Annotated in this window: 2 protein-coding genes; one reads left to right on the top strand and one right to left on the bottom strand. The window is 43.2% G+C overall.

Translation table 11 applies throughout. The annotated features are described in order from the left end of the window. Window positions 1–47: 47 nt before the first annotated feature. Window positions 48–2,558 (bottom strand): hypothetical protein, encoded by a 2,511-nt coding sequence (locus HDF25_RS17510; RefSeq protein ID WP_184627103.1) that lies wholly within the window; start codon window positions 2,556–2,558, stop codon window positions 48–50. A gap of 333 nt (window positions 2,559–2,891) precedes the next feature. On the opposite strand from HDF25_RS17510, the gene HDF25_RS17505 reads away from it, so the two are divergent. Beyond that, window positions 2,892–13,871 carry a putative Ig domain-containing protein gene (locus tag HDF25_RS17505; protein ID WP_184627101.1) on the top strand — a complete coding sequence of 3,660 codons (10,980 nt, stop codon included), beginning with the start codon at window positions 2,892–2,894 and terminating at the stop codon, window positions 13,869–13,871. Window positions 13,872–13,892: the final 21 nt, after the last annotated feature.

Raw genomic sequence — 13,892 nt, 5'->3', positions numbered from 1 at the left:
AATAAAAAAACGGGGCTGATTCTTAAAGAATCAGCCCCGTTTTTTTATTAGAAAAGCTGTCTTGAAACCTGATGTTCATCGAGGAGACAAAGTTTTTCATATTTATATTCGTTTACTAAATCATATTCTTTCAGATCTGTATAGATATTGATTAACAGATTGAACATGAACATCGCATTGAGTAAGACATTGTTTCTTCTGAAAAGTAAAAGACACTCTTTGGTATGATGGATAGCAATTTCATATTCCTTCCTGTTGTAGTATTGCTGTGCCTGAAACATTAAGAGAATAACCTCCTGATACTTTGCGAAATTAGTACAATTTCTATTTGAAAGGTAAACAATGATATTCTCAATCTGATCGGCCTTCCTGCCCGGCATACTTCTGGAACTATACATCCCATAAACAGCTAATATGTAAATGGTAAAGGTAGTCCGTTTGGCAAACTCTTTAGGATGAAGTTTAACAATACTGGAAATCACTTCATGTCCTGAGGACGCGTCACCTGTAAATAAGTTAACATAGAGGATGAGCAGGTAAGAAATTCCCTGCCTTGGGTCAATATGATGTTCCGGTTGAATTCCGAAAGGATTGTCACCTCTTTTCAGGCTTTCAATATTGCCAAGCAAATTTTTCTGAGCTGGTTGTTCCGAATTTATTTTAGCATAAATGATTTGCAACGCTTCTCCCGGATTCACCATCCATTCACTGGAATTCAGGTTGCTTATGTTTTTTATTCTCTCTTTGATGGCAGCTTTATCAAGTTTAATAACCTCCAGGACGCCCAGAATGGAATTATAGACTAATAAATGATCATCATTGCGGGCGATATCTATTAACGCGGCTACAGCCTCTTTATAACAGGAATCGATGAAATCAAAATTGATCAGTTTAGAGATAATAATTTCATGAAACTGATTTTCATCCAGTACCCTGATAATATCCGGATTAAATTTTGACCTGTATTTGATTTCTTCGGCCATGAACAAAATGAGGTAATTAGTCTCAAAGCTATTCAGGTTAAGTTTAAAGACCGATTTCAGTTCATGGAAATTTCCTGTTTTGATCAGGAAACGAGTAGTCCATTGTAAAAGCTGAAAACGTACCTGGTTGGCTTCATATTCTGTATTCACATAGGTGAAAAAATCCATGTTTACCTGCAGATGGAACCGCTCCAGTATTTCTACAAACAGAAAATATTCGAACATATGCGGATGTAAAAAACGCACATATTCTTTTGGATGTGAATTTTCCGTACGTTTTTCCTCCATTAAGATACCATCGGCAAGTAACTCCATGTAGGCATTTCTGAAAGCAGAAAGCTCAGCTATTAAGCTGTCCTTTTCTACCGCATTTGTCTTTTTTCCGTATTCAGTAAGCTGGATGATTTTCTTCAGGAAAAGTATCTTTTCAGTATAGTAATTTGAGCGGTAAATCTTTTCCTGTATGAAACGGGAAACCAACTCATAAAATGTGATGTTCGTGTAATAGTTAAAGTCAGGATCTTCCTCTTTGAGTTGATAGTACAGCTGGATATGAAGCGGAAATTTTAACTGGGCTTTTAGCCTCGGGTTTATCTCTTTGTTGTCCAGGTAATTGATTTTTGAAATAATTACATCTACTTCTTTTTCTGTAAGAGGAGGGACGTTTGATAATTCATGAAGATTGAAATAGTTTCCAGGGAACCATTTTGATTTCAGGAAAGAAGAGTGACGGATACGTTCATAAAATCTCATCCACGTTGTGGAGCGTAAACTCATCATCAGCTTGATATTCTTGAAATCTTCCAGTGAACAGATGAGGTTAATGATATTGTCAAACAGACGATTTTTGTCTTCTCTTTTTAAAACCAGGTCAGAAAAACCATCTATAATAATGATAAACTTGCCACCATGAGCACTATGCAGGTTATTTATATATTCAAGTGTATTCTCCTGAGAATCTATTTGGAGATGAAGCTTTAGCTGGTCCTCCAGATTAAAATCGACCTGATCTTTATTGAAAAGATTATAGGCGTTAACAAATAGAATGTTAGAGTCTTTATACGCAGCTTCCTGTTTGTAGAACAAATCTTCAGCTAAATGGCTCAGTAAAATTGTTTTTCCGTAACCGGGTTGTGAGATGATACTGGTGAAAATATAATCACCAGCATAGAATTCATCAAAATCATATTCTGCGAATTTCCGACTGATGGTGATATCGTAAGGGATACCGGACCTGTTTCTGATAGTTTTTAAAGTGAACTGAGTAGTCTTATCTGCTTTTTCTTTGAGAAGTCTCCAATCATCAGCAGGGGCGGTTGCTGGTGAAGAATTAAGGATATCGATAGTAGCAATGTCAACATATTCGGCAAGTGTAGTCAGCGTAAATGTGGAAAATTTATGTTTAACGACAGCGAAACCAAATAATCGTTTAATGGTTGTCTCACTAACGTTCTTGTTAAGATGCTTACTAATCTCAATTGAGATTCTCTTGCAGTCAGCTGGCGTAATAAATCGAATACCACATTTTAAGAGAATCAAGCTTTTAAGTTCGTTCAGCCGGTGATTGTATTCCATAGATCTATTTTTTCGATTGTTTATTCGATTTTAGGTAAAAAAAGCTAGTTACACCCCAACAGCAACCGAATATACACATATACGGGGTAAATGAACAGAAAGGTTTTAAATAAAAATAGCAGAATTCGCACCTTTTAGACGATAAATGCTTTTAGATAGCATTTAAATGCGCATGCTTGAAATTTTCTGAATTAGAAACTTGAAATTGAACAAAATGAACGGAATGGGCTGTTCATTTCCCTTTGTTTAAATGAATGATTTGAACACGAAATGAGAAGTTCGCTTTACTTAAAATTGTCGTAAGTATTAAAGTTAACCTCTAAAACTGCCGGTATGAAATATACTTCTACTCCCCGAATGTTAAAAAATTTTCTCCGTTTCCTATCTCTGGGTATTATTTTAGTTATAACGCTATTTAATACCCGATCGTATGCGCAAACCAAAAATTACGCGACGATAACTCCTTTCCCTGAGGTACTTAACTATTCTTCATTGGATCTGAATACCCCTCATGTGGATCCCAATGGTGGTTCTGTAACCAATCCGGGAAATGCTGCTATAGCACCGCCTGTGAGTCCTACATTACTTACGGCAAACTTTAACAGCGTTTTAGGTTTACTGGGAAATGAAGGGTCAGCTTCAATACAGCTTAAATATGGTGCTCCTGTCGCAGCAGGAACGACAACCTATATCCGTTTTGATCAGCCTTATTACACCGGGGTAACGCTTGATTTATTGAGTATTGTGGGTGACCTTACTGGTTTATTCAGTAAAAAACTGGTACAGGTAGATGCATTTACCGGTGCAACTTCCTCTGCTGCAGGTACCCAGATTGCATCTGCAAATGTGACGGCGAATATCGTCAAAGATGCATCGGGACAAACTTATTTTGCCGTTACTTCTACCAGCGCATATAATTCTGTCCGTGTTACGTTAAGACAAAGAAATACTTTACTGGCATTAAACCTCTTTGGTTCAATAAATATGAATGTATATACTGCATTCAATTATTCACCTGATAATTGTGCTGGTGCAATAGCTACAGATATAGGACAATCTACAGGATTAAATGTTTCGCTGACTAGTCTGGTGACCAATCCTGAACGTGCTATCGATGGTAATCTGGCTACATATTCTCAACTACAGGCTGGTTTGGTCAGCTTAGGTTCTTCTGTTTCTCAGACTATTTATCTGAATGGATTATCTGCACCAGGCGATGTAGCTAAAGTTGTATTTTCTCAGCCTGGTTCTCTTTTGAGTGTTAACGTATTAAAAACAATTACTATACAAGCTTATAACGGGACTACTCCGATCGGGACACCAGCTTCACTCAGTAATCTGATTAGTTTGCAGTTACTCGGACTATTTACGAATAATTCGCAGATACCAGTTTTCTTTACACCTGCTGCTCCATTTGACAGGATAAAGATATCGATAGATAATGGGCTGGCTGTCGGGGGTAATATACTTTCGGGCGGACTGAATATTAATGAAGTACAACGTACAGTCCCCAAGCCCACGTTTAATGGAATCACTGCCGGAGCTTTGACGCTCTGCGGTGGCAGTACATTAACTTTAAACCCGCTAAACCCAAATGCTGCATACACCTATAATTTTTATAAAAAGACAGGAACCAATGGTGCGGTAACTCAGGTAACTGGTGTGACCGGAAGTACACTTACACAAACAGGACTGACTGCTGGTGTGTACACTTATTATGTAGCGGCTGTAAAAACAGGATGTATAGCAGAATCTGACAGGGACAGTGTAGTTGTTACTGTTAACCCAACTCTGGTATTTACCGCAACTACACTGAATAATGGTACAGTAGGTTCTGCATATAGCAAACAGATTAGTCCGGCAACAGGAGGAACACCAACTTATACTTATACATTGGCTGCGGGAACGGCATTACCCGCAGGCCTGACCATTTCTTCATCTGGCTTAATTACAGGAAATCCTACTGTAGCCGGAACAGTAAATTTTGGTCTGGTAGCCACCGATATTTCTGGTTGTATGACTACGGCAAATTATACGCTGAAGATAACCGGGACGCTCACCTTAGCCACTGCTACCTTGCCAAATGGTACTGTGGCTAAAGTATATCCTTCTACTCAACTGCCAGTACCAACTGGTGGAAGTACTCCGTATACTTATGCAGCAACTAATCTTCCTCCGGGAATCGTTCTCAATCCCAATACCGGTTTGCTAACCGGGACACCTACGACATCCGGAACATATACTTTCCCGGTAACTATTACCGATGCAGATGGAAATACAGTGACGACTAATTTTACAATTACTGTCAGAAGTCCGCTGGTATTATCAGCTGCTACTTTATCAAACGGTACCACAGGTGTAGCTTATCCAACTCAGATTATTCCCCCTGCGACTGGTGGAAGTGGTGTCAATACGTATTCAGCGACAAATTTGCCTCCGGGCCTATCTTTCGATCCGGTGACAAGAGCGATTACGGGAACACCAACTACGGCCGGAACCTATACTTTCCCGGTAACTGTTAGTGATAACGAAGGAAATACGAATACACTGAATTATACAATAGTGGTCAAAGACCCGCTGTCCCTGGCCACTGCAACACTGCCAGACGGAACAGTGAATGTTGTTTATCCGACCCAGACTCTTCCGGCAGCTACCGGTGGTACCGGGCCATACACTTATGCGGCTACAAATCTGCCTCCGGGATTAACTTTTGATCCTGTGACCAGACAGATCTCGGGAACACCAACAACTTCTGGTACTTTCACCATTATGGTAAATGTAACAGATGCGGCTAATGGAACAATAGCTGTTCCTTACACACTGAAAGTTGGCGGTGCCCTTAATTTACCAGGAGCAACATTAGCCGGTGGAAAAGTAGGGACTACCTACACGCCGCAAACCCTGCCGGCAGTAACAGGTGGAACAGCTCCATATACTTATTCGGTTACTGGTCTTCCGGCTGGTTTGACTTTTGATCCGGCAACCCGTACAATCAGTGGAACACCAACTGTTGGTGGTACTTTCAATGTAACAATGAAGGCCAGTGATAGTGGTAGTCTGAGTACAAGTACAGACTATACACTTAATGTGACCATTGATCCTCCGGCAGTTTCGACTATGACAATCTGTAGTGGTAATACCGCTACCCTGACAGTTCAAAACCCACTGACCGGAGTAACCTATAATTTTTATTCTTCGACAGGTAGTACGCCTATCGGATCTGGTACTGCATTTACGACACCTGCATTAACCGTAACTACTACTTACTATGTGGAAGCAGTTTCAGGAACAGCGGTAAGTACCCGTGTTCCGGTAACTGTAACTGTGAACCCTACACCGGATCTGCCAACTGTTTTGACGAATAATGTAACTGTCACTGCAGGACAGACCGCAACACTTCAGGCAACTGCCACTTCTGGTTCAACTATTAACTGGTATGCTGCTGCTACAGGTGGTATTCCACTGGCTACCGGAGGAAACTTTACTACACCAGTGCTTAATGCTAATGTTACTTATTATGTGGGAACATCGAACAGCTCAAACTGTTCAAGCCCTACCAGGGTCCCTGTTATTATTACAGTGATTAATGGTACTGTTAATCCTAATTGTTACGCAGCAACTAAACAAGAAAGTGGTATTACCGGTGGATTGTTATGTATAGCCTGCGCAATTAATAACCCAGGTAACTCTACAGATGCAGACCTGACTAATTTTACTCAGATCTCTTTACCTGTCGGTCTGGGAACAACCGGTTATCAGCGTTTAATTTTCCGCGCTCCGGGTGTAGCCACTGATAGCATTAGTGTTGATCTGGAAACACCTACCGGCTTATTGGATCTGACAGCTCTTGGTGGTATCACCGTGAGTGTGATGAACGGAAGTACTGTGGTGAGCAGTTATCCTCTTAGTAACTCTTTGATTAACCTGAGATTGTTATCGGGTAACAGATTCACTGCAACCGTTGCGGCGGGAGGTGTTTACGACAGAGTAGAAGTCAAATTGAGTGGATTGCTGACAGCACTAACCAGTGTAAATATTTATGGAGCTTCGGTTATTGCACCTGGTCCTACCTTTAGTTCAGGAAATCAAACAATCTGCTCAGGCTCTACCGCGAGTTTAGCTGCTACTCCTGTAAATGGAACTGCACTTACCTGGTATAGTGCTGCGACCGGTGGAACTATTTTAGCTAATGGAAATACCTACACAACTCCAGCACTGACGGCAACTACTGTTTATTATGTAGAGGTTAGCAAAAATGGTTGCGCAAATCCATCGAGGATACCTGTCACAGTAACAGTGACTACGGGGCTCACAACACCTGTGATCACTCCTCCATCTCCTGTTTGTTCTGGTTCGACAGCAACCTTGTCAATAGCAAATCCGGTAACTGGAACTACCTACAACTGGTATACAGTTGCTACTGGTGGTACATCAGTATTTACCGGCACAACTTTTACTACGCCTGCACTGACAACGAATACTACTTATTATGCGGAGGCTGCAAATGGTACCTGTGTTTCTTCGGCCCGTGGAACAGCAGCGATAACAGTGAATGCACTACCCCTTTTACCACAGATTACCGCTTCGGCAACAACTGTAAGTCAGGGTCAGAGTGTAAGCCTGACCGGAAGTTCTACTGAAAGCAATGTTACATTCAATTGGTATACCTCTGCAAATGCTGTGACCCCAGTATTTACGGGTGTCACTTATATTACTCCGCCGTTGACTGCGACTACCACTTTTTACCTGGATGCGACTTCAACGGTTACAGGATGTGCTTCTTCAGCACGGGTTCAGCAAACAATTACTGTAAATCCTGCGGGAACACCTATACCGGTAGGATGTGAAGGGCCTGTCAGCGAAACTCATGGTATAGGAGGAGGGATTTCCCTTCTTTCCAGAGTAGATAATCCTGCACTGGCTATAGATAACGATCAACTGACTGGATCCACATTGTCTGTACCAGTTGGTTTATTGGGCGCTTATGTTTATCAGCAGGCTCATTTCGCTGGTTTATCAAATGTGGGTGATACTGTTCGTGTCCTGCTTACCTCTCCAGGTCAGTTATTATCACTTTCACTTTTACCAAGTGTAACGATCACTACCTACCAGGGAACGACAAGTAATAACGATGGTGTCGTGGTGACCAATCCATTACTTAATCTTCAGTTATTAAACGGTGGGTCCCAGGCATTGCTGACTTTTGTTCCGGCAGCTCAATTTGATGCAGTAGAGGTCAAACTGAATGCGGGTCTTGTGGGGGCATTAGCTTCTGTAAACTTTAACTATGCGAGAAGGACAGCGCTTGCACCGGTCGTTGCTTCGGCCAATGTAACAGCCTGTTTAAATGCAACAGCAACGCTGTCTGTGCCAGTTCCACAGCCAGGTATAATTTATAAATGGTATGATGCCGCAGGTACTTATCTGGGAAATGACGGATCGACCTTTACCACACCGGCTATCACCGCAAATACTACATTTTATGTGGAGGCTTCAAGAGGAGGCTGCGGAAGTTCAAGAACTGCTATTAACGTAACACTTGTTCCTGCGCCTCTGGTACCAGTATTACTTTCACCAACTCAGACTACCTGTGCAGGCAGTGCCATAACCCTTCAGGTACAAAGCCCTCAGCCACTGGTTACCTATAAATGGTTTAATAATGGTGTGGAGATTATAGGTGCAACTACTTCAGCACTGACTGTTCCTAGTGTTCTTGTGAATTCAACTTATGCTGTTGAGGCTATTAACAGTTGCGGTATCACTTCGGCACAGGCTACAGTAGCAGTGACAGTGGGCGCGTTAACACCTCCGGTACTGACTCCTGCAGCTGTAACTATCAACTCAGGCGAAACGGCAGTACTTGTTGCGAACTCATCAACTTCTAATCTGACATTTAACTGGTACACGGTTGATCCTGGAACTAATCCCGGAGCTATTCCTATATATACTTCTACCAGTGGCATATTTGTCACACCTGCATTGACTGCAACTACAACCTATTATGTTACTGCAACAAGTAATGTAGTGGGAGGCTGTCAGTCTGTAGCAGCTTCGGTGGTCGTAACTGTAAATACAGTAACACCAAATCCTGGTTCAGTACCTTGTGAAGGGGCAGTTACCCAGACCAATGCTGTAGGTGGTGTACTTCCTGTATTAGCAGGTGTTACAAATCCTGATTTTGCCGTAGATAATGATGCAAATACCAGCTCTTCACTCTTTATTCCGGTTGGTGTAGGTGGCTTTGTTACACAAAGAGTAGCCTTTACCGGAATCTCGACACCTGGTGACCAGGTTAAACTGAGTCTGACTTCTACCGGGGCATTACTTACGCTGGCAGTTGCTCCAAGTATAACTGTAACTACTTATAATAATGGAGTGAGCAATAATGATGAAATGCCGATTACAAATCCGTTAATCAGTTTAAATCTGCTAACTGGTAATACAGGAGCATTTGTACAGTTCACACCGACAAAACCTTTCGATGCAGTAGAGTTAAAACTAAACTCTGGACTGCTCGGTTTACTTACGTCTATCAACTTTAACTATGCACAGCGTATTGTTGCACCTCCTACGGTTGCTTCATCGGCTGTTACAGCTTGTCTGGGCGGTAGTGCCAGCCTTGCTGTGAATAATCCTGCAACAGGAATAACTTATACCTGGTATGATGGCTCGGGAGCAGTTGTAGCCTCTAATACGGCTACTTTTGCAACACCTACAACACTGACTGCCGGAACTTATACCTATTCGGTAGCGGCCATCCGCGGAGCCTGTCCAAGTGTGAAAACGCCAGTGACGGTAACCATAACCGGTTCTGCTCCGGCCCCGGTACCAGCTACCGGAAACCCGGTAACCACATGTCTGAATACACCAGTAACACTGAGTGTAAATCAGGTAGCAGGAGTTACTTACAATTGGTATAATGCGCTGACTGCAGGAAGTTTGCTGGCTTCAAATACAAGTACCTACACTACTCCGGCCAACCTTCCAGTAGGAGAGACCGATTTCTATGTAGAGGCGGTAAATGGAAATTCTTGTGTGAGCACATTTGCAAGAACCAAAATAGCTATTACTATCAATGCACCTGCAACGGCTGGTGATATTGCTGTCGCCGGTGCCGGAAATGCATTCTGTAGTGGAACAAATGCAGTGCTGACTGCCTCAAGTATTACGGTGACCAATCCAGTATTTACCTGGTATAGTGATGCCGCATTAACAGATGTAGTTGCAACGGGCCCAACTTTTACTATACCATCAGTAACAGCAACAACAAATTACTATGTTACGGTAAAAGGGGATAACCGATGCGTAAATGAAGCTGGTACAGCTAAACAGGTTACGCTGACAGTTAATCCACCGGCATCTGCTTCAGATATCACTGTGAGTGGTGTACCTGCGAGCCTTTGTTCTGGTACCTCTGTTACCTTAACTGCCAGCAGTACTACTGTGACTAATCCGGTATTTACCTGGTATAGCGATGCGGCCCTGACTCATGTAGTATCTAATACCGCACAGTTCATTACGCCGTCTACAACGACTACGACTCTATATTATGTAACTGTTCAGGGTAGTAATAAATGTCCTAATCCGGCATCCGATGCGAAAGTTATTACACTGACGGTCAATCCGCCTGCAAATCAGTCTGATATAAGTATAAATGGTATACCAGCATCTGTTTGTTATGGATCAGGAGTAAGTCTGTCAGCAAGCAGTCTGACAGTAACTAATCCAGTATTTACCTGGTTCAGTGATCCTGGGTTATCTACTGCTATTTTTACAGGGGCTAATTTTACTACACCAGTACTTAACGCAAATACTACTTACTATGTAACGGTACAAGGATTAAATAAATGTCCTAATGTCGTTGGTACAGCAAGTGTAATTGCACTGAATGTGAATACTCAGCTGACCTTTAATGGTACTGCATTGGCACCAGCTTCAACCTTGAGTTCTTATGGTGTTCAGATCAGCCCTGCAACAGGAGGCACTCCAGGTTACACTTATGACGTTGCAACCGGAAGTACTCTGCCTGCGGGATTAAGTTTGTCACAGACTGGCCTTATTTCAGGAACTCCGGCTGCTGTAGGAAACTTTACTTTCTCCATTAACGCAACAGACAGTAAAGGATGTACTGCAACCGGTCTGTTTACTTTAGTTGTGAGTAATACAGCTGTCCTGGCTCTGCCACCTGCAACTTTACCTGATGGTGTGGTTGGTTCAGCTTATGCTTTACAGACCTTGCCTTCAGCAACTGGTGGAACAACACCTTATACTTATACTGCAACGGGTCTTCCTCCGGGACTGACATTTGATCCTGTAACCAGAAATATTACTGGAACACCAACTTTAGCAGGTCCATTTACGATAAGAGTAACTGTAACAGATGCGAATAATTTAACTGCTTCAGCTAATTATCCGGTTAATGTTACGGTTCCGGCACCAGTTGTTGCTGGCGGATCAAGTTGTGGGGGTACTAGTGTAACCTTAACGGTAAGTAATCCTGTTACAGGAGTAACCTACAACTGGTATGCGAATGCATCTGGCGGAGCGTCAATCTTTACAGGAACCAGCTTCCAGACGCCACCAGTGACCGCAAATACCACTTATTATGTAGAAGGAGCTTCTGGTACTGTAACAAGTACAAGGGTAGCTGCTGCTGTTACGCTGAAATCACCTGCTACAGCAGCAGATGTCAGTGTAACTGGTATACCAGCAGTAGTTTGCGGAGGCTCAGGAGTTTCACTTACAGCCAGCAGTACTACAGTAACCAATCCGACATTCATCTGGTATAATGATGCTGCTTTAACCAGTGTGGCGTTTACCGGACCTGTCTTCAATACTCAGCCATTAACGGTGAACACTACTTATTATGTCACTGTTCAGGGACCAAATACCTGTGAAAGTTCGGCAGCTACTGCTTTTGCAGCTGTCTTAAATGTGAATCCGGCTTTAGTCTTTAACGGAGCGGCATTAACTCCGGCCTCAACCTTAAGTCCATACAACGAACAACTTAGTTCTCCAACGGGTGGTACACCGGGTTATACTTATAGCTTAGCTACCGGAAGTAATTTACCAGCGGGTTTAACCATATCACCGACAGGTTTAATCTCCGGAACTCCAGCTGCCACAGGGAACTTTACCTTCTCTGTTATTGTAACCGATAGTAAAGGATGCAGTGCAACAGGTCAGTTTACTTTAATAGTTGGCAATTCGGCTGTAATATCTCTGCCACCGGCAACTTTACCTGATGGTGTGGTAGGTTCAGTTTATCCTGTACAGACCCTGCCGGCTGCAACTGGTGGAACTACGCCTTATACTTATACAGCAACAGGTCTTCCTCCGGGACTGACATTTGATCCTGTAACCAGAAACATTACCGGAACACCAACTTTAGCAGGTCCATTTACGGTAACAGTAACTGTAACAGATGCGAACAACTTAACTGCTTCGGCCAATTATCCGATTAATGTTACGGTTCCGGCGCCGGTTGTTGCTGGTGGATCAAGTTGTGGGGGTGGACGCGTAACACTAACCGTAAGCAACCCTATTACTGCAGTTACTTACAACTGGTATGCGAATGCTACTGGCGGAACTCCAATCTTTACAGGAGCCAGCTTCCAGACACCGGCAGTTACGGCAAATACAACTTATTACGTAGAAGGAGCTTCTGGTACAGTAACGAGTACAAGGGTGGCTGTTAATGTTACCTTGAAGACCGCTGCTACATCAGCTGATGTGAGCGTAACTGGTGTACCTTCGGTAGTTTGCGGAGGCTCAGGAGTCTCACTGACTGCGAGCAGTACTACAGTGACCAATCCAGTATTTACCTGGTATAACGATGCTGCTTTAACTAGTGTAGCCTTCACCGGACCGGTCTTTGTTACTCAGCCATTAACGGTGAATACTACTTATTATGTCACTGTTCAGGGACCAAATACTTGTGAAAGTTCGGCAGCTACTGCTTTTGCAGCTGTCTTAAAGGTAAATCCGGCGTTGATTTTTAACGGAGCAACATTAACCGGAGCGACTACGGCTACAGCATATTTTGCTCAGGTCGGATCGGCGACTGGTGGTACACCGGGATATACTTACAGCGTGGCTTCAGGCAGTACGCTTCCAGCTGGTTTAACCTTGTCGGCTGCTGGTACACTAACAGGAATGCCAACTGCAACTGGAAATTATACTTTCTCTGTGATGGCAACTGACAGTAAAGGATGTACTGCTACTGCGGTATTTACGCTGACGGTTGGTAATACGGGTCAAATGACCTTACCACCGGCTACTTTACCCAACGGACAGGTAGGTGCTGTCTACGCACCGCAGACTTTACCGGCACCAGTTGGTGGCGCTGCTCCTTACACTTATGTCGCAACTAATCTGCCTCCGGGACTGACTTTTGATCCAACAACACGGACCATTTCGGGAACACCAACTCTGGGCGGAAGTTTCACCGTAACAGTGAGTGTAACTGACAGTAATGGATTAACTGCTGCTGCTGACTATGTAATTGTGGTTACTGTTCCGGCATCAACAGTTGGGAATGCGGTAAGCTGCGGCGGAAGCAGCGTGACTTTAACTGTCACTAATGTGCTGTCGGGAGTAACCTATAACTGGTATGCTGCTGCAACAGGGGGTACGATCCTGTTTACCGGACCAAGCTTCCAGACACCAGCAATCACGGCAAATACAACTTATTATGTGGAAGCTGTTTCTGGTACAGCAACCAGTGGACGGATAGCTGCTAATGTTACTGTTGCAACTACACTGGCTACACCAGTGGTGACTGTAAAATCAAGTACGCTGACCAGTATAACCTTTGGCTGGAATGATATCACAGGTGCGACCAGTTATGAAGTCTCTATAGACGGAGGAACAACCTGGACCAGTCCAAGCTCGGGACCTGCAGGAACCACACATCTTATCTCAGGGCTGCAGACAAATACATCCGTGAAATTGATGGTAAGAGCAAAAGGATTAACGACTTGTCAGACCAGTACAGCCGGAAGTGTTACGGGAACAGCTAATAACGGAGGACTGACTACCAATGATGTCTTCATTCCTAATACATTCACGCCAAACGGAGATGGTAAAAACGATGTGTTCTATGTTTATGGAAATGCAGTAGCAAAAGTCAGAATGCGCATCTATAACCAGTGGGGACAATTTGTATTCCAATCTCTGCAGCAGCAGGTAGGATGGGACGGTACATTCCAGGGACAGATACAGCCTAACGGGGTATATGTGTACTATATCGAACTTGTCCTGACAGACGGGTCTACATTGAATAAAAAAGGAACAGTTACGATTTTAAGATAAGAGACACATTAACCTGAAATA

Origin of the sequence: Pedobacter cryoconitis (genome assembly GCF_014207135.1) — a bacterium.
Taxonomy (GTDB): domain Bacteria; phylum Bacteroidota; class Bacteroidia; order Sphingobacteriales; family Sphingobacteriaceae; genus Pedobacter; species Pedobacter cryoconitis_D.
The sequence above is the reverse complement of the archived record's forward strand: the minus strand, read 5'-3'. Positions and strand labels throughout refer to the sequence as shown.

Coding starts and splice junctions, on each gene's coding strand:
- HDF25_RS17510 (WP_184627103.1), bottom strand. CDS start 2,558: ATGGAATACAATCACCGGCTGAACGAACTTAAAAGCTTGATTCTCTTA.
- HDF25_RS17505 (WP_184627101.1), top strand. CDS start 2,892: ATGAAATATACTTCTACTCCCCGAATGTTAAAAAATTTTCTCCGTTTC.